We start from the raw sequence: 23,182 nt of genomic DNA on the forward strand, positions 1-23,182 counted from the left end.
AGTTGTTGTTGACCGACGAGCCGGGTTTCTGGGAGACCGCCGGATATCACGACTACGGTGACCCGTGGCGCGAGCAGCGGTACCAGGGCGACTGACGATGGCGATGTGGCGCCTCGCCCACCTGGTCGAACACCGGCAGGAAACCGCCACCGCCAGCACCCTCGTGCTGGCCGTGGACGACTGGCCCGGGCATGTGCCCGGTCAGCACGTCGACGTACGACTCACCGCCGCCGACGGCTACCAGGCCGAACGTTCCTACTCGATCGCGTCCGCCCCGGACGGGAACCTGATCGAGCTGACCGTACAGCGGGTGCCCGACGGCGAGGTGTCGCCGTACCTGATCGACGTTTTTTCGGTCGGCGACCCGGTGGAGATCCGCGGACCGGTCGGTGGCTGGTTCGTCTGGCGCGCCGCGGACACCGCGCCGGTCCTGCTGGTCGCCGGTGGCTCGGGCATCGCGCCGCTGATGGCGATGGTACGAGCCCGGCGGGCCGTCGACAGTCGGGTGCCGTTCCGGCTGATCTACTCGGTACGCACCGAGCAGGACGTCTACTTCGCCGACGAGCTGCGCCGACGGATCCGCGACGACCAAGGGCTGGATGTCAGTTACGTCTACACCCGGCAGGCGCCGGACGGCTGGCCGGGATCACCCCATCGACTCGGCGTCGCCGACATCAACAACCACGGTTGGCCACCGGACCTCGAACCGCAGTGTTTCGTCTGCGGCCCGACCGGGCTGGTCGAAGCCGTCGCCGACATCCTCGTGGCCGTCGGTCACGACGCCCAGCGGGTCAAGACCGAGAGGTTCGGCCCCACCGGAGGTTGAGATGACCGATCAGCAGCAGTACGTCGACGGGAACATGCTCGCCGGCCCGATGCGCGAGATCTTCGCCGTCGACCTCACCGCCGCCATGCAGAAATGCGCCAACTGCGGGTCGACCAAACCGCTCGCCGCGACGCGGGTGTACGCGCACGCACCCGGTCTGGTCGCCCGGTGCCCGAGCTGCGAGGAGGTCGTGATGCGACTGGTCCGTACGCCGACGAGCGCCTGGTTGGACCTGCGCGGGGCAGTGTTCCTGCGGGTGCCGATGCCACCTTCCACCCTGTGACCCAGGGCGCCGTCACGGTGAGTTGTCGAAGAGCTCGATCCCGGCCGCGACCGCGACCTCACCGTATGCGTCGGCCAATCCGGCGACCGTGGCGTGGGCGTTCAGCCCGCTCGGGTTCGGCACCACCCAGAGCTGCGCGCCGCCGAGATCGTACGGTTGGCGGCCGACCAACGCCTTCGGCCGCTCGAACGCGATCCGGTACGCGGTGATGCCGAGCACCGCCACCACCCTCGGCCCGACCCGCGCAACCCGCCCCGCCAAGGCCCGTGCCCCCGACGTCAACTCCTGCACGCTGAGTTCGTCGGCGCGTGCCGTCGCCGCCGCGACCAGGCTGGTGATGCCGATCCCCCGCGCACTCAGGTGTGCCCGGTCCGCCGGCACGAATCCGGCGGAGGCGTCGATGAGCCGGTCCACGATGCCGGCCCGGAACAGCGCCGGGTAGAAACGGTTGCCCCGCCGACCGAAATGAGCCTGTACGGCAACCGTCCGCAGACCGGGGTTGACGCCGACGAAAAGCAGCCGTACGCCCGGCTCGACGAGGTCCGGCAACGTGCCGCCGCGGAACGCCGCCAACTCGGCGCGGCTGAATCTCACCTCAACACTCTAGGATATTCACCCCGAACCGGACATCGCAGAGTCGGCGGCGCCGGACGCACCGCCCGCCTCGCACGGCCCCCGCACGGCTGGCCGGTTCGCACGGTGCCGTCAGGCGGGACAACCCGTGCGGTGGGACAACCCGTCAGGTGGGACAACCCGATACCGACTGGTGGCGAGCACCGGCACTACGTAACGTGACTTCCATGGCAATTGGGGCGACGCGAACCGGTACGTACGGGCAGGTGGCGACCGAGGCGGATCTCGGACTCGACGATTGGCGCGCCCTGCCGCGCGCCCACACGCCGCCGTGGCCGGACAGCGCCGCCGTGGACGACGTCACCAAGACGCTGACCAGTGTCGCGCCGATCGTCGCCCCGCACGAGGTCGACGAACTGCACGCCCAACTGGCGAGGGTGTGCGCGGGTGAGGCGTTCCTGCTGCAGGGCGGTGACTGCGCGGAGACGTTCGCCGACAACACCGAGAGCCACCTGCTGGCGAACGCACGGACGATGCTGCAGATGGCGGTCGTGCTGACGTACGGGGCCTCACTGCCGGTCGTCAAGGTCGCCCGGGTCGCCGGGCAGTACACCAAGCCCCGCTCGGCCGACGTCGACTCCCTGGGACTGCCGGTCTACCGCGGCGACATGATCAACTCGCTGGAACCCACCGCGGAGGCCAGGGTCGCCGACCCGTCCCGGATGATCCGGGCGTACGCCAACTCCGCCGCCTCCATGAACATGTTGCGCGCCCACCTCGGCGGCGGGCTCGCCGACCTGCACTCGGTGCACGAGTGGAACAAGACCTTCGTCCGCCACTCCCCCGCCGGCCAACGCTACGAAGCGATCGCCCGGGAGATCGACCGGGCGATGGCCTTCGTCCGGGCATGCGGGATCGGCAGCGACCGGACACTGCGGACAACCACCCTGTACGCCTCCCACGAAACCCTCGCGCTGGAGTACGACCGGGCACTGACCCGGATCGTCGGAACCACCGCGTACGCGCTGTCCGGGCACCTGCTCTGGGTGGGCGAGCGCACCAAGCAACTCGACGGCGCGCACGTCGACTTCGTCTCCCGCATCGCCAACCCGATCGGCGTGAAGATCAGCGCGGCGAACAGCCCGGAACAGGTCGTGGCGCTGTGCAGGCGACTCAACCCCGACAACCGGCCGGGACGACTCACCCTCGTGGCCCGGATGAGCAACCATCACGTACGGGAGAAGCTGCCCCCGATCGTGCAGGCGGTCACCGCCGCCGGCCACCAGGTCGTCTGGCAGTGCGATCCCATGCACGGCAACACCCACGAGTCGTCCAACGGCTACAAGACCCGTCACTTCGACCGCATCATGGACGAGGTCCTCGGCTACTTCGAGGTGCACCGCAACCTGGGTACCCATCCCGGCGGCCTGCACATCGAGTTCACCGGCGAGGACGTCACCGAATGCCTCGGCGGCGCGCAGGAGCTGAGCGACGCCGACCTGGCCGGGCGGTACGAGACCGCGTGCGACCCGCGTCTGAACACCCAGCAGTCGCTGGAGTTGGCGCTGGCCGTCGCGGAGATGCTGCGCGGCTGAGGCGCGAGGCCACCGCGGACCCGGTTACCCCCAGCTTCGTCGCGGCGCCGGGGACGAGTCAGTGGACGAGTGCGTAGAGCCGGACGGACCGGTCGTCCGAGCCGCTGGCGAGGAACCTGCCATCGGGGCTGAAGGCAATCCTGTTGATCTTGCCGGTGTGGCCGACCAGCGGATCGCCGACGGTCCGGCGCAGCGGGACGTCCCACACGTGGACCCGATCGAGGCCGTCGTAGATGGCCACGGTCCGCTTCTCGCCGAGCATCCGCGCGTCGTACGCGGCACCCAGGATCAGAGGGTCGTGATGAGGCCGCCGTCGATGACGATGTCGGCACCGGTGACATTCGTGGCTCGCCCGCCGGCCAGCAGCAACACCAGGTCTGCCACCTCCTCGGGCCGGGTGAACCGCCCGGTTGCCGTACCGCTGACCGCGCCTTTGGCGACCTGCGCGGGCTGGAGGTTGTTCGCCCCGCCGACCGTCTCGGCGACACCGCCCGCCCCCAGCCACAGATCGGTCTCGACCGGTCCGGGACTGATCGTGTTGACCCGTACCCCGCGCGGCCCGACCTCCTTCGACAGTGCCTTGGAGAAGTTCGCCAGGGCCGCCTTCGCGGCGCTGTAGTCGATGACCAGCGGGTCCGGCAACGAGGAGTTGACGGAATTGATCGTCACGATCGATCCGCCGCTCTCCACCAGCGCGGGAAGCGCGGCCCGGGTCGTGCGGACTGCGGCAAAGAAGTTGATCGTGAAGGTGTCCAGCCAGTCGTCGTCGGTCACCGACAGAAAGCCACCAACACGAGGACGTACGCCTCCGACGTTGTTGACGAGAATGTCCAGCCGGCCGCCGAGCAGCGCCGTCCCCGCCTCGACGAGGGTGGCCGGGCCGTCCGGGGTACTCAGGTCGGTGTTGATCGGGTGTACGCGTCCGGCGTCGGCGAGGGCGGCGAGTTCCGGTGTGGTCGTACGGGCCCCCGCGACGACGGTGGCGCCCTCGTCGACGAGCGCCCGCACGATCGCCAGCCCGATGCCCTTGCTGGCACCGGTGACAAGTGCGGCCCTGCCCGAGAGTTGTAGATCCATGTCCCATCCCTTCATCGGGACGGGGTGCCGGGCAGAACGACCCGGCACCCCGGCTGTTCAGCGCAAGAAGGCGAGCAGGCGCTCGGTCATCTCCTCCGGGTGCTCTTCGTAGATCCAGTGACCGGAGTTCTCGATGACCGCACCGGTCACGTTCGTGGCGTACCCCTCGACCTGGGTTTCGATCTTGGACCCGAGGCTGTTGCTGGCGCCGATCGCGAGCACCGGCATCGGCAGCATGGTCTGCTTGTTCACGGCGTTGTCGGCGATGTCGGTCGGGAAGGCGCGGAACCACTCGAAGCTTGCCCGCAGGTGCGCGTCGTCCTTCAGGTACCTGGCGAAGACCCGGACGTCGGTGTCGTCGACGCCGTCCTTGACCACCTCGATGTGGTCCGTGAAGCCCTGCACCCACTGCTCTTCCCGGCCGTCGACGACCTGCTCGGGCAGGCCGTTGCTCAGCAGGAAGAAGCCGAACTGCCACGGCCCCGGACCATCGGCCGACAGCGCCGGGAAGGAGTGGATACCCTCGTCGGGGATCGGTGCCTCGCTCAGCACCAACTTCCGCACCTCGGTCGGGTGCGCCGAGGCGTACGCGTACGCGACCATGGTGCCGATGTCGTGGCCGACGAGCCGGATGTCCCGCTGCAGTCCGAGCTTCCGCAGCAGGCCGTATATGTCGGCGGCCATCGTCTTCTTGTCGTAGCCGCCGGCCGGGGCGTCGCTCTTGCCCGCGCCGCGCAGGTCCGGGGCGACGACCGTGTAGTGCTTCGCGAGTGCCGGCATGATCTCGTGCCACTCGTACCAGGTCTCGGGGTACCCGTGCAGGAGCACCAGCGTCGGGCCGTGGCCGCCCCGCACGTAGTTGATGCCGACCTCACCGACGCGGACCTTCTGCTCGGTGAAGCCGTTCGGGAGTCGGCTGTCCGCGTACCCGGACTGCGGTCTGTCGTTGCCGTTGTCGTGGGCCGTGGCGAGGGTGGCGGGGGCGACCAGCGCCCCGGCAGTGAGCACCACTGCCACACCGCTCAGCGCCCACGTGCGTACGGTGAAGATCTTTTTCACAGGTTCTGCTCTTTCAGCCAGTTCAGTGAGGTGTCCGCGACCTCGCGCCACCCGGAGTCGATCGTCAGAGAGTGCGCTTTGTGCGGAAAGTCGATTATGTCGGTTACGGCGTGCGAGTGGCGGTACTGCTTCAGCGTGGCGCGTACGACCGTCTCCGGCACGGTGTGGTCCCGGCCACCGGCGATCAGCAACAGCGGGCCGCGTGACTCGTTGGCGGTGTCCACCTTGGCCGGCGAGTGCGGGTTGAAGTTCGCCGCGGCGGCCTCGAACAGCGGCCTGCCGGGAGCGGGAATCGACCAGCGGTCGAACAGTGACCGCGATTCCTCCTCCGGGATCGCGTTCCCGAAGGCGTAACGGAACTGCTCGGCGGTCAACGAGACAGCCCTGCCCTTGTTGGCCGGGTTACCGAGTACCGGGAAGCCGGCGCGCAGCGTGGACAGCGGGAGCGGCAGCACGCCCTTGATCTGGGCGGCGTCGATGGCGATCGCGGCGGCGCCGAGGTCGAGCCCGAGCAGCTTCTGCGCGATCATGCCGCCGAACGAGTGGCCGATCAGGATCGGCTTGGCCGGCAGCCCTTCGATGATGGCCGCGTAGTGCGCCACGACGTCGTCGATCCCGTGCCCGGCGAGGGCTTCGGGGTTCGCGCGGGTGGCCTCGACGCTCTCCCCGTCGCCCGGCCAGCCGGGAGCGGAGGCCGGGTAGCCGTTCGCGGTGAAGAGTTCGATCCATGGCTGCCAGGAGGTGCCATGCAGCCATAGCCCGTGGATGAAAATGACCGGTGTCGACATGTGTGCCCTTATCCGTTCAGTGCTGGTGCAATTGGCGAACTGTCCGCGGGATATCGTGGGGTCAACCCTCCGAGGAGAGCCGGAGGACCTCGATATACGTCGCGGCCGGATCGAAGAAAAGATAGGCCGCCCCTTGTTGGCAAACAGTTGACAAAAACTTTCCGCCGGGTGGAGTTGCCGACGGCGACGTGCCGGCCCGCTCACTCTGGGTAGTCGTGCGCCGCCCGCCCGGCATTCACCAGGTGCAGGTGGAATAGGCTGCCCGCCGGACCGTGGCCTGCGTACGCCGGTCGTGCGGGAGGGAGGGAGGGCGGTCAGCTGTCCAGGGAGCGTTTGTGGTTCACCGTGCTCGGTCCGGTGCGAGTGCGGCGCGACCGCCAGGAGATCGACCCAGGTGGCCCACAGCAGCGGACGATGCTGGCGCTGCTCATGGCACGTGCCGGCGAGCCGGTCAGCCTGGCCGAGGTCGTGGACACGATGTGGGGCCAGGAGCCGCCGGATTCGGCGGTCAACGCGGTGCACCGCAACGTGGGAATGCTCCGCCGCGCCCTCGAACCACAACTGGCCGCCCGCTCCCCCGGCCAGTGGCTGATCCGTTCCGGTGGCGGCTACCGACTCGACGTCGACGCCGACACGCTCGACCTGCTGCGATTCCGGCATTTGGTTCGGCAGGCGCGGGCCGCCACTGCGGATGGCCAGGCAACCGAAAGAATGCGACTGTTCACCGAGGCCCTCGAATTGTGGCAGGGCAATGGTCCCGGCGGTATCGACCCGCGGGTCCGCCACCATCCCACGTTCACCGCGATCGACCGTGAGTATCTGGCCACCGCGCGGGAAGCGGGAGACCTCGCTCGCACCGCCGTCGCCTCCGATCGACTGCTGGCGGCGGTCCGGCAGGCAGCCGAGCAGGCCCCCTACGACGAGCCACTGCAGGCCCGGCTGCTGCTCGCGCTGGCCACGGCGGGACACCAGGCCGATGCCCTCGAGATCTACCAGAAGATACGCGGCCGGCTGGCCGAGGAACTCGGCCTGGACCCCGGCCCCGAACTGACGTCCGCACACGAGGCCGTACTCCGGCAGACAGCCCACGTCGGCAAGCCTCGGACGCAGTCCGGCCACAACCAGCCGGCCACGAACCCGCCCGCGACAGCCGAGCGACCGACCGCCCAGATCGCGACCAACCCGCCTCCCACCCAGCTTCCGGCCGACCTGCCCACGTTCACGGGGCGCCGCGCCGAACTCGCCCAGGCGCTGGCCCTGCGAACGGATGCGACGTCGCCCGGAACGGTGGTGATCAGCGCCATCGGAGGCATGGCCGGCATCGGCAAGACCACCTTCGCGGTGCACTGGGCGCACCAGGTCGCCCACCGGTTTCCCGACGGTCAGCTATATGTCAACCTGCGCGGATTCGAACCGAGCGGCCAGGCGATGAGCCCCGGCGAGGCGCTACAGCACCTGGTCAGTGCACTGGGCGTACCCCGCCAGGAAATTCCCACCGGGCTCGACACGCAGGCCGCCCTCTACCGCAGCCGGATCGCCGGCCGGCGCATGCTCGTCCTGCTGGACAACGCCCGCGACGCCGACCAGGTTCGGCCGCTGCTACCCGGCTCGCCCGGCTGCCTGGTGATCGTCACCAGCCGCAACGACCTCGCGGGCCTGGTCGCCACCAGCGGAGCACACCCGCTGCCGCTGGGCATGTTGTCCAGGGCGGAAGCACACGACTTCCTCACCCGCCGCATCGGCGCCTCCCGCGTCGCAGCGGAGCCAGACGCCGTCGACGAGATCATCGCCCTGTGCGCAGGCCTCCCACTGGCGCTGGCCATCGTGACCGCCCGCGTAGCCACCCACCCCGGATTCGCGCTCGCCGCCGTCGCGGCGGAACTGCGTGAGACGTACGGGACTCTGGACGCCTTCGTCGGTACGGAAGCGGTGACCAACGTCCGCAGCGTGTTCTCCTGGTCGTACCAGGCACTCTCCCCGGACGCGGCCAGGCTCTTCCGTCTGCTCGGCCCGCACCCCGGCCCGGACGTCACCGTCCCCGCCGCGGCCAGCCTCACCGGCCTGCCGGTCCGGCACGTCCGGCCCCTGCTCGCCGAACTCACCCGCGCCCACCTGCTCACCGAGCAGGTCCCGGGCCGCTACACCTGTCACGACCTGCTTCGCGTCTACGCCACCGAACTCACCGAGGACGACGACGCGCGTCGAAGCGCGCTGCACCGGACCCTCGACCACTACCTGCACACCGCGCACCGGGGCGACGCGCTGTTGAGCCCCAACCGCGACCCGATCACGCTCAGCGACGCGCAGGACGGAGTCGTGCCCGAGCCGCTCGCGGACCTGCCGCACGCCTTCGCCTGGTTCGCCGCGGAGGAGCCGGTCATCCTGGCAGCGGTCGAGCAGGCCGCCGCGCACGGATTCGACCGTCACGCCTGGCAACTGGCGTGGGCGGCCAACTCGTACCTGCAACGACGAGCCTCTCCGGACAGCATGCTCAGGTTGCAGACCACCGCGACGCGGGCCGCGCTCCGGGACGGGGACGTGGCGGCGTACGCCCGCAATCTCAACGGTCTGGCAATCGCCTGTGCCCAGTCCGGCCAGCTCGATCAGGCGTACGAGCACCTCCTCGAGGCGCTGGCGCTGTTCGTCGAACTCGGTGACGTACGTGGCGAGTCCCGTACCCGGCAGAACCTGACCCACACCGTCGTCCGCCAGGGTAAGCCGCAGGAAGCGCTACACCACGCCCAGAAGGCGCTCGCGCTCTGCGAGTCGACCGGCGACCGAATGGGACAGGCTCGCGCGCTCGGCGCGATGGGCTGGGCCCTCACCCGACTCGGCGAGCATCGTCAGGCACTGCGCTACTGCGAGCAGGCGCGACCCGTACTGGCGGAATTCGGCGACGCGCCCGGTGAGGCAGCGGCTGCCCACAGCACCGGTCACGCCCACCATCACCTGGGTGAGTACCCCGAGGCCATGGACCACTACCAACAGGCCATCGCGCTTTCGCGGGGGTCGGGTGACCACAACTACGAGGCGATGGTGCTCCACCATCTCGGCGACACCCAGCAGGCCGCGGGCGATCCCACCGCCGCCCGCGCCAGCTGGGAGCTGGCTCTGACCACCATCCGAAACCCCGACCATCCGACCGCGAAATCCGTCCGCGCCAAGCTGGACGACATGCGGCACCCGGAAGGGTCGTCTTCGGCAACCTGACCTGGCCGGTATGGGCGGGGGCACACCCCCGTTGACGCGCCACCACCCATGTTCGCCGTCCCGTCCCGTCCGATCCGGTCCAGGCGTTCAGCGCGCCGTGTGCTCCGCCGCGTCCATGATCACCTTCGACACCTTGTGCGGGCTGACGATCATCGCCGCGTGCGAAGTCCGTACCTCGGTGACGTTCCCACCGGCCCGCCGCGCCATGAACCGTTGCGCCGCCACCGGGATCGCCTTGTCGTCGCGGGAGACGACGAACCAAGACGGGATGTCCTGCCACGCCGGCGCACCGGACGGCTCTGCCAGCGTGCGCGCGTCCGCCGGCCGTTGGGAGACCGCCATCAGCGCGCTCCGCGACCGCGGCACGTCGGCGGCAAACACCGCCCGGAACGCGTCGACCTTGATATACGCATCCACGCTCGCCGTGCCGTCCGGCAGGGAGTACGGACGGAAGTCGAGTGTGGTCTCGTCGAGCTCGCTGCCCGGAAACTGCCCCTGCAGCAGACCGACCGGCTCCCCCTGGTCCGGCGCGAACGCCGCCACGTACACGAGGGCCGTCACCTCGGCGTTCCCGGTCGCGGCGTTCGTGATCACCGCACCGCCGTAGGAGTGCCCGACCAGCACGATCGGCCCCGCGATCGTGGCCAGGACGCTCCGCAGGTACGCGGCGTCGCCGTGCAGCGTCCGTAACGGGTTCGCCGGCGCGAGCACCGGGTAGCCGGACTTCTGCAGGTCCTCCACCACCTCGGCCCAGCCCGACGCGTCGGCGAACGCCCCGTGCACCAGCGCCACTGTCGGCTTCGCGCCGTGCCTGGAGGTGGCGGATGCCCTCGGTGCGCCCGAGACGGCTCCCACCGCACTCGCGGTGGCCACCAGCGCACCAGCCGCCAGCACCGTGCGCCGGCTTCCCTTGACAATTTCCAGGCCCATGATGGTCTTCCCTTCGACAGCAGGCTCGCGAACCGGCCCCGGCGCCCAGGCACTGCTGATCGGAGGACCGGTGGCGACAGCGTAGGAACGACCTTGTGCGCGTTCTGTTGACGTTCTGTTTGCGTTATCTGTGCGAACAGCGCTGGTCCGGAAACAGAGACCCGTCTTCCAGGGTGCCGCGCACCCCGGAAGACACGCCCTTCTCCCATCTGTACGGCCACCGGATCGTTGAACGTACGGCGCATCGCCGCAGGCCACTGCGGGAAATACGCCTGTTGGTGCCGCTGGCCGGGCCGGCGCGACCGCGGTCGGGGTACGCAGCGCGTACGACATGCCGGCGTGGAAGCACTGGCCGTTCTCGTCCGGCAAATCGGCCCGTCCATCGACTGGAACGCATCAGGAACTGGAAAACGAGGTAGTGACATGCGCGCGGTAGTGCTGGAGGAGTTCGGCGGCCCGCTGACCGTCGAGGAAATCGACACGCCGGTACCGGGTCCTGGACAGGTGCTGGTCCGGGTCACGGTGAGCGGTGTCAACCCGCTGGATACCAAGATCCGCGCAGGGAGGGCCGCCCACGCCCGGGTCCGTCCACCGGCGGTGCTCGGGATGGACCTGGCCGGTGTCGTGGCGGAGGTCGGCCCGGGGGTCACCGACCTCGCGCCCGGCGACGAGGTGTACGGACTGACCGGCGGCGTCGGTGATCTTCAGGGATCGCTCGCCGAGTACGCCGCCGTGGACGCCCGGTTACTCGCCCGCAAACCGGAGTCGCTGAGCCCGCGTGAGGCGGCAGCCCTGCCGCTCGCCGTCATCACCGCCTGGGAGGCGCTGGTGGACCGGGCACGGGTGACCGCCGGCCACCAGGTGCTGGTACACGGGGGCGCCGGCGGCGTGGGGCAGGTCGCGATCCAGATCGCCCACGCCCGGGGCGCCCGGGTCTTCGCCACCGGTTCGCCCCGAAGCCTGGCGGCGATCGCACGTCTCGGCGCGACGCCGATCGACTACACCACCACACCCGTCGAGGACTACGTCGCCGAACACACCGACGATCGAGGCTTCGACATCGTCTTCGACACCATCGGCGGCGCCACCCTCGACCTGTCCTTCAACGCCGTCCGCACCTACACCGGCCACGTCGTCAGCGCACTGGGCTGGGGCACCCACAGCCTCGCGCCGCTGTCGTTCCGTGGCGCCAGCTACTCCGGGGTGTTCACCCTGATGCCGATGCTGACCGGTCAGGGACGCGAGCACCACGGGGAGATCCTGCGCGAGGCCGGCGCCCTGGCCGACGTACAAGCGCTGCGGCCGCTCCTCGATCCCCGACGGTTCACCCTGGCCACCGTCGACGACGCCCATGCCGTCGTGGAGAACGGCACCAGTAACGGCAAGATCGTCGTCGACGTCGAGTGACCGGCGGCATCGCACGCCGCCCTTCGATGCTGGGACCATGCGGCTGCCGGCCGGGACCAGGATCCAGAACTCAGACGCCCGCCGACAGAATGCGTCAAGCGCCTATTTCCCCAGCCCAGGCATGGTCTCTCGTAATCTTTGATGATGCCTCATGCCGCCCCCTGGTGAGACCTCTGCCCGGACCACTCCCGGATGGTGATCTCTTGTGGAGCGAGACCGACAGATGATCTTAAAGTAAGTGTAGTCCTCGGCGAGGACGAAGCTAATCGACAAGTGACGATCACAGGCCCCGCTCCGAGGAGTGCAGTAACACCGTCCCACCCGGCTACCACCGCTTCCGCTCTTCACCGCCGACCTGCGTCCCTGTCCACAGCTCCTCGGCACACCGGATTGAGCATCGTCTTGTTACCGACCGCAGCTATCCCGACCTTGTCATTGATTGTCGGAGATGAGCGCTGAGCTACACAGACACCATCACGCAATGAACGGTTCTTGTCACCAGTCGTCAACTTCCAGCGGGGGTTTCGGGGAATAAACGGGAGCAGGCCGCGAGGAGGTCGGGGGCCTCACCACGCGCCGCGCTCCCACCACCCGGGACGTCCCATCACCAACGAACAGCGACACCTACCCGCTGCAACCCACCACGCGGCAGGCATGGTGGTACGTGTACGTGGGGCAACACAAACCATTCCCCCACGTATCATGCTGCTCGAAAATTTGCCGTTACGATAGTCACCCCGACCTTCGAAGTTGCCCCAGATTCGCAAGAGAACCGCGACGCCAGCAAATAGGTGAGTGGCCTCCGAGCGGGATGCGGAACACCTCGCATCGCTCGGAGGCCCTCACGGTCAGCCGGTTCGAGGGCGCTGTTGCGTTCGTGTAGGTGTGATCGAGGCACGCTCGACCGGTGAAACTATCCAACCTTCGTCCTCTTCGCCCGGTCCGGGACTGGGCGCAGCTGATGGCGACCGCCGGGGACTGGTTCGTGCGCCACGCGCTGCGATCCTCGCCCGGTCCGGGGACCGGGGCGCAGCGATGTCACGTGGCCACATCGTGCGGCGTCTTCTTGGCGTTGCGATCCTCGGCTGGACGGTGAGTGCGCCCAGAATCGAGCCGCAGCGTTCTCAGTCGTCGACGGGCACCAGCTCTGAGCGCTGGTAGAACAGGTACGCCGGCACATTCGCGTCGACCGCCCGTACGGCTGCCTCGGCACCTCGGAACAGGTCCGGGTCGACAGGGATTATGCAGCCGCTGCGCCCGAAGACCAACCGCTCACGCTCGTAGACCTCCACGCCGACGATGTCAGCGAAGCGGACCTCGTGCACGTCGCCGTCCGAGTCCCGCAGGGCCAGGCCGTCCGCGGTCAGCGTCAGCCGCATGCCGCGCGCGGCGCGCGCCAGGACCTTGGCCAGAAGCGGCGGCTTGAAGACCTGACCGGCCGGCGCGGTACGGGTACGGCCGCAACCTCCCTCGGCCAACCCGGGCAGGTTGATACGGACGTCGCAGGGAACGATGAGGTGAACTGTGTCGATCGCGCCAGTGAACCGGTCGCGCACGTCCGTCGGGGTGACGGCGGTCATCTCTTCCAAGCGCTCGTCGCGCGGCCGATAGTCCAGCCCGAACAGCTCCGCCATCGCCGCACTCTCCGCCTCGACTTCGACGTAGCGTGGGTCGCCGTAGGTCTCCCGCGCGCCGGCACACTCATGCGCCAGTTCCTCCTCGGTGGGTCCCTCGTCGGCCATTCGACGCAGTTCGGACCACAACAGGCCGGCCACGCGCTCCTCCTGCCCCTCCCGGGCATCGACGGTAACGGCGTACAGACGCCCGACCGCGTCGAGCGGAACAACCGCGCGATCGACCTCGTAGCTGAGCCCCTCCTCATGGCGCGCGGTTCGCTCTAGACGCTCGGCGAGGACGGACATGCCCATCGCCCAGGACGCATTCCGCTCACCCAGTAGCGCGGCGCCAACCGACGGCACCATGTGCGCCGCCCACAGCGGCCCCGGCTGCGGGCGGAGCGCCGGCGCCGGATGTTCCGCACGGGGACCTGTCGGCAGCGGTAGCCGGAGCCCGGCCGGCGGCGGCCCGGTCAGGTACAGAACCGCGTTCCCGGCGACGAAAAACCGGCTGACGTACACCCGGACGTGGTCGGCCGTAAGCCGGTCGAAGCCGGGACCAGCCCACGGCTCCAGACCGACCCACTGCGGACCGAAACGCTGGCTCAGCAGGGCGCCGACGGTCGGGGGCACACTGGCCCCACCCTCGGCGGCGAGCACGCCCGCCTCCTTGCCGATCCGATCGAGCGGAAGGTCTCCGACCGCCCGGCACACCCGGTCGAAGAACTCGACGACCTGCTCGGGACGACCGCACACCGTAAACGAAGTGGTCTCCAGATCGACCATGGCGTTGTGGTCGTAGTGCACCCGCGGCAGCGTGCTCATCGCAAGGTGCTCGACCAGGTGCGAGATGCCGATAGTCCGAAACGTCTCGTCGCGGACCCCGCAACCGAACGTTAGCGTCGCCCGCAAAGGGGCCGGACCTTGCTCCCATACAACCGGCACGCCGTCGATCTCTGTCCGCTCCACAAGCGAGAGCGTACGGACTGGTCGGGCGGGGGACATTGTCCGCTCAGCTGAACTGTGTTCCGAGTTGTCGGCAAAGCAGGACGTCCCACCCGTCGTGCTCCTGATGCCGTATCGACCGCGCCAACAGCTGGTGGGTCGTACCGGCCCACCTCAGCCGCGGTCGTTGACCCCACCGGTTCGGGAGAGACGTTCGCCGGTGCCCTCGCCGCCGCGCGCCTCGACGGCATGGACTGGCTGACCGCCGCCCGGTACACCACCGCCTCGGCATCTATCGACGTGGACGCCTGGTCGTCCGATGGCGGCCCGTAACCCGCGATGTCCGGATCGAGCACGGACCGCCTGCCTCGCCGCTCAGGTGGTCCGTATGGGGATGGTCTGGCGTGAATAACCCGGATTCAGTGGCGCTCGAGTGTGGAACCTGCGGTGCGCGTACTCGCGCGAACCGCCGAACCGGCTGCATGTACTTCCATGCGGCGCCGGGCTCAACCCGGTGCTGCACCGCCTCCGACGGTTGGTGATGTGTGCCGAGGGTGGCGTACCGCTACAACTGGCGGCGACGTCCAAAGAACCGATGGAAGCGCCGCTGCCAGCACGCCCGACCACGGCAGTCGAGCCGTCATCGACCAGCGTCCGCGCCATACTGGCCGGACTGCCAAGCCTCGTCGGCGGAGATAGTTGTGTCGGCGGACCGATCGGCTCCCGTTGTCGCGGCCTGCGAAGTGCCGGTCGCGGGACTCGACGGGACGCCCAAATCAGCCAGCTCATCTATCCGGTGCGCGCCGTCTGGCCCCCTTCACCGACGGCAACGCAGCCGTTGTTCACGTACCTCGCATATCGGCGCTCTGGAACTGATCATGTGACGCAGATTGACGCGGGACAACCCCACAGCGCCGAGGAGGATCGATGCGGCTGCTGTAGCGTCTTGACCTGTTCAGTTCGCGGACGGGCAAGCAGAGCACGAAGGTGGTTGCGCGAGTTGGCGGTTCCGATCTCCGAACAACGAAAAGTGCTTCAGCGGTCTGGAGACCTGTGTGCATATCCTGGCTGCTCAGTGCGGCTCACTACGGCCGGGACGGACTTGGATCCGCTGGTGGTCATCAGCGAGATCGCGCATATCGTTGCCGAAAGGCCCGACGGGCCGAGAGGCGAGTTCCCGTTGTCGCGGGCTGAACGCGACAGCTACGACAATCTGATGCTGCTCTGCAACGTGCATCACCAACTCATCGATTCGCAGCCGACGACCTATACGGTGGAGTGGCTGCGGGAAGTGAAGTTCGGGCACGAACGCTTCGTCGAGCAGCGACTCGGGGGCATCGATGCCGCCCGGCCGCTGGAGATGCATCGCCGGGTGACCCCCGTCGACCCACGATCCTTCCCGGTTGCCAGCGTGGTCAACGACCCAGCCGAGGTGGGGATTCATCCAGCGATTCCGCTGTCGGCGACAGTGCCGGGACTCGACCCTCGCCTGCCGGCGTATATCCGCCGGGACGTCGACACTGGCCTGCGCCAGGAGCTTCGTGATCTGCTATCGCGGGGCGGGTTCGTGGTGGTGGTGGGCGGGGCGGTGTGCGGCAAGACCCGCACGGCTTTTGAGGCGGTCAGGGCTGAGCTGCCGGAGTGGCGAATGTTCATCCCTGCCGAGGCTGCTGAGATCAACGGGCTCGCCGCTGCGGATGTTGACGGCGGGCGGATCGTCGTGTGGATCGACGACCTCGTGGAGATGCTGAGCGATCCTGACCTTTCGGTTCGGGCATTCCGTGACCTGGTAGGCGACCCGGCGAACCCGGTGGTGATCGTCGGGAGCCTCAGCCCGGAAAGCTACGATCAGTTACAACAGCCACCGGACGCGTCTCATCCCGACCGGTTCCGGGTGTCCCGGCAACTGCTCAAGCTTGCCCGGCGTTGGGACGTGCCGATGGCGTTCAGCGCGGCGGAGCTTAAGGAAGCGGAGGCCATCTCTGGGATGGATCCGAGGATCCATGAAGCCAGGCACCATGCGGCGGAGTCCGGGTCCCCGATCGTGGTCCTTGCCTGCGCACCGGAAATGATTTCGAGGTACACCACCGCTGGCCGCACCTCGGGAAGGGCTGTGGTGGAGGCGGCGGTCGAAGCCCGATTGTCCGGGCACTCCCGGGTGATTCCGGTTGAGCTGCTTAGGCAGCTGGCCGAGCTGCGGATGTCCCCGGTGGACAAGGCAACGGCGTCAGCGGATTGGTTTGAGACAGCGGCGCGGTGGGCCTGCCAGCCCGTCCGGGGTGTCGTGCCGCTGTTGAGCCCGTACGGGCGTGTGATCGGCCAACTCGATGGTTACGCAATCAGTGACATCATCGCCTCTCACGTGCTCAGCAGCACCGGATTTCGCCACAGGGCCATGCAGGCAGCTGCGTGGGAGCTGCTCAGCACGACGCCGGACATCGACTCATGTCTGCCCGTAGGCATCAACGCCCTGCAGTTGGGTCACGTTCAGGTCGGGCGGCGGGCACTGCAACGCGCCGCTGAAGCTGAGGTAGAACTCGCCGCGTCGATACTAGGGATGTCTCATCTGGACGACGGTGAGCTGGACGAGGCGCTGCACTGGCTGACAGTGAGCTACGGGCTGGGAGCCGCAGACATGGCGGGCCTGATCGCTGTAGCCCACAGCCGGCTGGGTGACGGTAACCTCGCGAAGGACTGGCTTGAGATCGCCGCCGAGACGGGCGACCTCTCCGCGATGTTCGGGCTCGGCCAGCTTCACGAAGACGCCGGCGACGACACCCTGGCATATCAGTGGTACGCCGACGCCGCCGAAGGCGGGTTCGGCCCGGCACTGACGGGGCTAGGCATTCTGCACGCCAACCGCGGCGAGGACGAAGCGGCGGTCGGCCTGTGGAAGCAGGCCGCTGCGGGCGGGGAGCCCACGGCGATGATGAACTTGGCCCGCAGCGACTGGAACACCGGACGAAGCCTGGGAGCAGAGCGCTGGTGGCGTGCAGCCGCAGAACTCGACGTCGTGGAGGCGATGGCGCTGCTCGCCGAGCGACTGCTCGACGGAGAGCGAGACATCCCCGAGGCGATGCGGTGGGCCCGCCGGGCGGCAGAAGCCCTGTACCCGCCCGCGTGGGGACTGCTTGGGCACCTGTTGACCGAGCACGGCGACGCGGACGAGGGACTCTCCTGGCTCACGCGCGGCGCCGAAGCGGACCAAATCAATGCCATAGGGTGGCTCGCCGAAAGACTTGACGACATCGGCGACCTGGCCGGTGCCGAGCGGTGGATGGCGAGACTGGCCAACGACCCCGAAGCGCCGGTCGTGGCCCAAGCCCGCTACGGCATCTTCCTACACATGCACGGACGGACCGGCGAGGCCACGGAGTGGCTGCACCAGGCGTTTGACTCAGGCGACCACGACGCTAGAGGAATCCTCAGCCTTCTCGCCAGAACCGACCCAGTCCTGTCCTCAATGCTGTTTCCCGCCGTTGGCGATGTGCCGCCGCCGCGGGCGGTACCGTACCCGCAGCAGGTGCAGTGGACGCCCATCGAGCAGAACTGCGGTTGCGTCATCGACTGGGGATGGGATCAGCAATCCGACCCGATGGCGTTCATGACCTGGTGCAGGGCGATGGCGGCAGCGAACTGTATGTGGCACGGAGCAGAAAGCGGGAAGTTGCCGGCACCGCCGGCAGACGTCACGATCTCCCTGCGCGATCCACGCAGCGGGGTGTCGGTCTACGCCCGCAGAGCACAGGGCGACAACGACGGGCGCGGGCGAGAACTCACCGCACAGCTACGGGACCTGGCAGGACAAACGAGAGAAGAACTCATCGCGACGATGCCCGAGCAACTACGCGACTACTTCGTCGACAACGACTACGACCCGGCCGAGCAATGGCTCGACACACGCCTCACAGAAATCATCCTCAACGGCGGCAACGGCATCGACTGGTCGGCGCTGGACACAATGACCGACGCCCGGAACGCGGCGGAGCCACCCGGACACAGCTAGCGATGTCGGCCCGAGAACTCCCTGTACGCCGTACGCATACCGCATCAGCTCGATGCCGGACATGGTGGACGCCTCGATCGACGGCGTCACGCGCAAGACCCGCTGCCAAGTCTACGATCTGCTCACCATAGTCCAGGACATGCTTGCCAGTGACGCCGACCGGACGCAGATCACCGAGAAGATCGGATCTTACAAGGACAGGCTTTGCCGAGCTGGTTTGACCGGCTCCGTCGCCGGGCTCGCCCAGCAGCTCCCGGCGTGCCGCCAACGGGAGTCAAGGGAAGCGCAGCGGCCCGCAGGAGCCCTTGACTGCCGCCAGGCCGCCGGGGCCAGAGGCACGGCCCAGAGACGAGCCGTGGGCAGGTGCGTTGAGCGAGGGCTATGCGAAGCCCGCCGTCGTCTACAGGGGCAACCGATCACGGATATATCGGCAATCTGGCGGTGGTGAGTCAGGTGGATCACCATGCATGATCTGCTCCTGAACAGGCGAAACTCTGCGCCACGCGACCTGGCTCGGGCGGCGAGTCTGGACCGGGTTGGCCTCAGCGGTGCAGACTGGGGGGATGCCAGCCGGGGAGCACAACGCCTCTGGCAGCTTGGTGGGCTACATGTACCAGGTCCACTGGTGCCTGCTTGAGCTCCTGAAGCGCGGACCCGAGCGCCCTGACTTCGCGATCAGCCTCGAGCTTCACGACGACGTTGCCTGGGACCTTAACGGGAGCCCCCAGGACTTGCTTCAGACGAAGCACCACCTCAACTCGAACGCTGGCCTGGGCGACAAGGACGTCGATGTCTGGAAGACGCTTCTCGTCTGGATAGAAACGGCGAAACCAGGCGACCAGCACGGGCCTCAGCTGTTCCTGGTCTCCACGAGCCATGCTGCGGACGACAGCGCTGCGGGCCTCCTGCGACCAGACGGGCGACGTGACGTCGTCCAGGCGATATGCCGATTTGACGATGCGGCCACTACGTCTACCAACGATAAGACAGCAAAGGCCAGGCAGCAGTACCTGGCGTTGACGCCCTCCCAGCGAGGAGTCTTCGTCGACCGCATTTGGGTTCTTGACGACGCTCCGCGTATAGGTGACGTGGATGCGGCAGTGCGCAGGGCGTTGTGGAACACGCTGCCTCTGGACCACGAGGACATGTTCCTGAGCCTGGTCTGGAAATGGTGGACGGCCGTTGCCTTGGACATGCTCCAAGGCAAGAAAGCCAGCGTCACCGCCGCAGCGGCCAGAACCATGATCTCTGGAATACGAGATCGTTTCAGCGACGACCATCTTCCGACCACGATCGAGCTATCAGATGTTGACGAAGACACCGTCGTGACCTCGCATGAGAATCGCCCGTTTGTTCATCAAATGCAGTGGGTGCGGTGCAATACAACGAACCTTCGCAAGGCGATCATCGATTACCACAGGGCTGTCGCGCAGACGGTCGAGTGGGTCGCCGACGACATCATCGGGCTACGTGAGCTCGAACGGTTCGAAGACAACCTACGCGATGAATGGCAGCGCCATTTCGCGGACATGGTGGAGGATCTCGGGGACGCCGCAAGCGAACCGGATCGCATCGCTGCGGGCAAGACGCTGCTTCGCGAGCTGCGGGAATCCACGGCAGTCAACGTGCGGCCGAAGTACAACGATTCCTTCTTTGCGCGTGGCAAGAGGCACGAGTTGGCGGACAGGGGCCGGATGGGCTGGCACCCCGACTTCGAGAGGCTGATGGAGAATCTAATGATCTCCACCGCCACGAGCGCTGCTGGACAACCGTGACGGTGAGTTCATGACGCGCTCTGAAGGCACCCTCGTCAAGCCCTGGGTAGAACGATCGCCGATCCCGGCGGCGATGCTGAACCCGGCACTGTTCGCCTCGCTCTCGGCAGCCTCGGCTGAGGAGTACCGGCGTCGCTCGAGACGCAACATGCCGTGGCACATGATCTTCCTGATCGCCCCGTTGGTCCTGCACCGGACGACCCGGGAAGCCTTGCCCCGGGATGTGCGCACCCATATGGCCAACTGGGTCGGCGATCATGCCGTGATCATCGCTGGCTTTCCAGAACGGGCCCGCGAACTGGTTGTTCCCGTACAGGAGGGGCTTCGGTTCGGCCTGCGGCATCAGGTTCTGGAGATCGATGGCGAGGGCGGTCTGCGTGGTTCGCTGTCGGTCGGCGCGCGGCCCGAGACCGCGGGCGGTGACCTGCCGGGGCTGGTCCGTGCGGCAGGTTTCATGGGGAGATGGCTGACTAAGCTCGACCAGCCGGCTACGGCCTATGCGCTGTTGGGTGTGACACCCTAGTAGCATGCAGTTGCTGGCGTTGATTCTCTACAGCCGTGGTGGCGAGAAGAGGATCGTGGACTTCAAGCCCGGCGCTCTGAATATCGTGACCGGTGAATCGCAGACCGGTAAGAGCGCGCTCGTGGCCATCATCGACTACTGCCTGGGACGCGACCACATCATGGTCCCGATCGGTCCCGAATTCGCGACGGTGTCCTGGTACGCCGCACTGTGGCAACTCGACGGAGGCAGAGCCCTCGTCGCGCGGCCGGCACCGGCCCCAGGCCGGGCCACCTCCAGCCAGGCGATGCTGGAGTTCGGCAACGACCTGGAAGTGCCAGAACTCGCGGAGCTGGTGGCCAACACGGACTCGACATCTCTGCGACAGCAGCTCAGCCGACGAATCGGCATCGAGGAGAACGTCGCCGAGCCGCCCACAGGAGCCCTACGGCGGCCGTTCGAGGCGGGGATCGGGCAAGCCACGCTCCTGTGCCTCCAGGGCCAGGACGAGATCGGCAGCTCCCAGGCGCTTTTCCACCGTGCCGGCGACAAAGACATCGCCAACGGACTCAGGGACGCCTTCCCGTACTTCCTCGGCGCAGTTCCGCAAGATCAAGCGATGAAACGGGCTCAGCTTCGAGACGCCCGCCGCGCCCTCGGCCGGCTGGAGGCTCAGGTCCGAGCGGCGGAACTCAGGAGCGGCAACATCGACGGGGAACTCCGAGCGCTGTTCAACGAGGCGTCAGCCATCGGCCTCGTGGACACCGACCTTCCAGAAGACCGCGCCGGCATCATCCTGCTGCTACAAGAGGCACGCCTCCGTCCTGCTCAGGAACCTCCGGCACTGCCCGATACCGTGCAGCAAGATCGTCGCATTGAACTCGAACGCAGCAGTCTCGACCTCCATCGGAAGCTCAAGCGGGTCTTGTCGGATCGGCGGCTCCTGCTCGATCAGGATGACGGTCAGCGCGGCTATGACGGCGCACTAGTCCTGCAGATCGGGCGGCTTGAGAGCCTCGGCCTCCTCGACATCCCAGCACATCCAGCTGGCCACGAGATGTCGAGCGGAGATGAGAACCCAGAGCTGTGTCCCGCGTGCAGCAGCACGCTTACGGTCGGCCGTGACGCCACCAACCTGGACCTGGGACGAAGCCTGCGCCTTCTGCAAGAGCAACTCGGAGAACTCCGCGCAGCACCGCCGGCACGACGCCTGGCCGTAGAGCGGTTGGAAGAAGAAGCCGCTCAGCTTCGAGACCAGATCACAGCCGTTGACGGCGGCCTGGAAGCCTTACTCAACTCAGAGCGAGTCAGCGAGGGCGTGCCGATCCGAGCGACCGACTTCACACGGGGCCGCATCGACGCCTCGCTGTCCCGCCTCGAAGCGCTCGACGAGAACGAGATCAACCGCCTACGGGAGAGATACCGCAGCGCCGAGCGCGCGGTGGAGGCCCTTGAAGCTGAACTGGACGATGACCAAGACCGCGAACAGCTGACCTCACGCCTGCTGACCATCAGCCGCGACATGACCGCATACGCAAACCGGCTAGGCCTCGAGCACTCTAGCGAGAACGTGCGGCTCGACCTGGCCCGGCTCACCATCGTCGCTGACACCGAGCAGGGACCGGCTCCACTTTTCAGGATCGGCAGCGCCGCGAACTGGGTGGGATATCACCTCGCTACCCACCTGGCGTTGCACAAATATTTCGTCCGCCAAGAAAGACCAGTACCGCGGTTCCTCGTCCTCGACCAGCCTAGCCAAGCCTACTACCCCTCCGCGACGCGGGCGGGTGCCCAAACCCGCGACGCCGACCCAGAGGCAGTCAAAAGGCTCTTTCGACTGGCTTACGACGTGGTCACGGAACTGCAGCCCAACTTCCAGGTGATCATCATCGATCACGCCGATGAGCCCGATGACTGGTTTGTGCAGTCGGTCGTGCACAACTGGCGCGACGGCCAGAAGCTGATTCCGCCGTCATGGCTAGATGAGTCAGCTGGCGGTTCAGAGTCGCCATAACGGAGTTGATCAAGATGGAGCGTCAGCTTGGGGCTCGCGAGAGCTCCAAGATCTTAGAAGTGCAGATCGATCTGGTGAGCAATGAGTGGCTACCCTGCGGCGACGTTGCCCTTCGGCCATGCCGCCGCTTGTGAGATATGGGTTGTTCGAGCGCGTCGGCCATCCACGAACAGGCCAAAGGCACCAACAGCTGGAGAACCTGTCGCTCGGGCAACTCGCGGATTTCGCCAATGGCGCCTTGCGCATATTCCCGCACTCGGCAATGGTTTCCAGCACCTCCCTCGGCTCGCACACGCCGAGGCATGGTGGAGGCAGACCGCCTCCACCATGCCTCGGCCAAGTCAGTGATCGCACGGCGCTCTGCGCCGGTGCACGGCCGGTGTTAATGCCATTCCCCGCCCAACGGCTGGTAATTGCCAGTGAGGTCGCGTGCGTGGTCGTGACCTCCTTTTGCGGGCGGGTTGGCATTCGGGGACGAGCTGGCCGGCGCCGTGGTAGCGATGCCGTCGGGGCCTGTACCGTGCCAGAACCAGCGCACATGGTGTGAGCTGCGGCGTTGGTAGGCTGTCACACGAT

The 23,182-nt window shown here is 67.5% G+C and carries 17 protein-coding genes and 1 pseudogene; 11 read left to right on the forward strand and 7 right to left on the reverse strand.

Going from position 1 to position 23,182, the window contains the following annotated elements; genetic code table 11:
* From AB0J90_RS31355 to AB0J90_RS31365, 3 genes and pseudogenes are all read left to right on the forward strand, one after another.
* Positions 1-95 (forward strand): annotated as a pseudogene (locus tag AB0J90_RS31355) (molybdopterin-binding protein); the annotation flags it as partial.
* A gap of 2 nt (positions 96-97) precedes the next feature.
* A complete protein-coding gene (locus AB0J90_RS31360; protein ID WP_363602080.1) occupies positions 98-826 on the forward strand; it encodes a ferredoxin reductase in 729 nt (242 codons plus the stop codon).
* 1 nt (position 827) lies between these two features.
* Positions 828-1,109 (forward strand): DUF6510 family protein, encoded by a 282-nt coding sequence (locus tag AB0J90_RS31365; protein WP_363602082.1) that lies wholly within the window; start codon positions 828-830, stop codon positions 1,107-1,109.
* A gap of 12 nt (positions 1,110-1,121) precedes the next feature.
* Here the strand turns inward: AB0J90_RS31365 and AB0J90_RS31370 are convergent, their stop codons facing one another.
* Positions 1,122-1,703, reverse strand: a complete 582-nt coding sequence (locus AB0J90_RS31370) for a mismatch-specific DNA-glycosylase (RefSeq protein ID WP_363602084.1) — start codon at positions 1,701-1,703, stop codon at positions 1,122-1,124.
* Positions 1,704-1,909: 206 nt separating this feature from the next.
* On the opposite strand from AB0J90_RS31370, the gene AB0J90_RS31375 reads away from it, so the two are divergent.
* Positions 1,910-3,277, forward strand: a complete 1,368-nt coding sequence (locus tag AB0J90_RS31375; RefSeq protein ID WP_363602086.1) for a class II 3-deoxy-7-phosphoheptulonate synthase — start codon at positions 1,910-1,912, stop codon at positions 3,275-3,277.
* A gap of 58 nt (positions 3,278-3,335) precedes the next feature.
* On the opposite strand, the gene AB0J90_RS31380 is transcribed toward AB0J90_RS31375, so the two are convergent.
* The 4 genes from AB0J90_RS31380 to AB0J90_RS31395 are packed head-to-tail and all read right to left on the reverse strand — an operon-like array spanning position 3,336 to position 6,201.
* Positions 3,336-3,539 carry a WD40 repeat domain-containing protein gene (locus AB0J90_RS31380; RefSeq protein ID WP_363602088.1) on the reverse strand — a complete coding sequence of 68 codons (204 nt, stop codon included), beginning with the start codon at positions 3,537-3,539 and terminating at the stop codon, positions 3,336-3,338.
* Positions 3,540-3,565: 26 nt separating this feature from the next.
* Positions 3,566-4,354, reverse strand: coding sequence for an oxidoreductase (locus AB0J90_RS31385; RefSeq protein WP_363602090.1), 789 nt, complete (start codon positions 4,352-4,354; stop codon positions 3,566-3,568).
* 57 nt (positions 4,355-4,411) lie between these two features.
* Positions 4,412-5,413, reverse strand: a complete 1,002-nt coding sequence (locus tag AB0J90_RS31390) for an alpha/beta hydrolase (RefSeq protein ID WP_363602092.1) — start codon at positions 5,411-5,413, stop codon at positions 4,412-4,414.
* Positions 5,410-6,201, reverse strand: coding sequence for an alpha/beta fold hydrolase (locus AB0J90_RS31395; protein WP_363602094.1), 792 nt, complete (start codon positions 6,199-6,201; stop codon positions 5,410-5,412). The genes AB0J90_RS31390 and AB0J90_RS31395 overlap by 4 nt, the downstream gene beginning before the upstream one ends.
* A gap of 357 nt (positions 6,202-6,558) precedes the next feature.
* On the opposite strand from AB0J90_RS31395, the gene AB0J90_RS31400 reads away from it, so the two are divergent.
* Positions 6,559-9,411, forward strand: coding sequence for a BTAD domain-containing putative transcriptional regulator (locus tag AB0J90_RS31400; protein WP_363602096.1), 2,853 nt, complete (start codon positions 6,559-6,561; stop codon positions 9,409-9,411).
* Positions 9,412-9,498: 87 nt separating this feature from the next.
* Here the strand turns inward: AB0J90_RS31400 and AB0J90_RS31405 are convergent, their stop codons facing one another.
* The gene (locus AB0J90_RS31405; protein WP_363602098.1) at positions 9,499-10,341 is read right to left on the reverse strand and encodes an alpha/beta hydrolase; all 843 of its coding nucleotides are present in this window, start codon (positions 10,339-10,341) and stop codon (positions 9,499-9,501) included.
* 423 nt (positions 10,342-10,764) lie between these two features.
* On the opposite strand from AB0J90_RS31405, the gene AB0J90_RS31410 reads away from it, so the two are divergent.
* Positions 10,765-11,748: a zinc-dependent alcohol dehydrogenase family protein gene (locus AB0J90_RS31410; RefSeq protein WP_363602100.1), complete on the forward strand. Its 984-nt coding sequence runs from the start codon at positions 10,765-10,767 to the stop codon at positions 11,746-11,748.
* A 1,124-nt stretch (positions 11,749-12,872) separates the two neighbouring features.
* On the opposite strand, the gene AB0J90_RS31415 is transcribed toward AB0J90_RS31410, so the two are convergent.
* Positions 12,873-14,333, reverse strand: coding sequence for a hypothetical protein (locus AB0J90_RS31415; RefSeq protein WP_363602102.1), 1,461 nt, complete (start codon positions 14,331-14,333; stop codon positions 12,873-12,875).
* A gap of 54 nt (positions 14,334-14,387) precedes the next feature.
* Here AB0J90_RS31415 and AB0J90_RS31420 point away from each other — a divergent pair, with 54 nt between their 5' ends.
* The 5 genes from AB0J90_RS31420 to AB0J90_RS31440 all read left to right on the forward strand — a co-directional run bounded on the left by AB0J90_RS31420 (position 14,388) and on the right by AB0J90_RS31440 (position 22,606).
* Positions 14,388-14,642: a PfkB family carbohydrate kinase gene (locus tag AB0J90_RS31420; protein ID WP_363602104.1), complete on the forward strand. Its 255-nt coding sequence runs from the start codon at positions 14,388-14,390 to the stop codon at positions 14,640-14,642.
* A 781-nt stretch (positions 14,643-15,423) separates the two neighbouring features.
* Complete coding sequence (locus AB0J90_RS31425) at positions 15,424-18,315, forward strand: tetratricopeptide repeat protein (RefSeq protein WP_363602107.1); 2,892 nt, start codon at positions 15,424-15,426, stop codon at positions 18,313-18,315.
* Between the two features lie 563 nt (positions 18,316-18,878).
* Positions 18,879-20,090: an ABC-three component system protein gene (locus tag AB0J90_RS31430; protein WP_363602109.1), complete on the forward strand. Its 1,212-nt coding sequence runs from the start codon at positions 18,879-18,881 to the stop codon at positions 20,088-20,090.
* Positions 20,091-20,100: 10 nt separating this feature from the next.
* Positions 20,101-20,613, forward strand: a complete 513-nt coding sequence (locus AB0J90_RS31435) for a three component ABC system middle component (protein ID WP_363602112.1) — start codon at positions 20,101-20,103, stop codon at positions 20,611-20,613.
* A 4-nt stretch (positions 20,614-20,617) separates the two neighbouring features.
* Positions 20,618-22,606: a DUF3732 domain-containing protein gene (locus AB0J90_RS31440; protein WP_363602114.1), complete on the forward strand. Its 1,989-nt coding sequence runs from the start codon at positions 20,618-20,620 to the stop codon at positions 22,604-22,606.
* Positions 22,607-23,182 lie beyond the last annotated feature (576 nt).

Origin of the sequence: Micromonospora sp. NPDC049523, from assembly GCF_040676775.1 — a bacterium.
In the GTDB taxonomy this organism is placed as follows: domain Bacteria; phylum Actinomycetota; class Actinomycetes; order Mycobacteriales; family Micromonosporaceae; genus Micromonospora_G.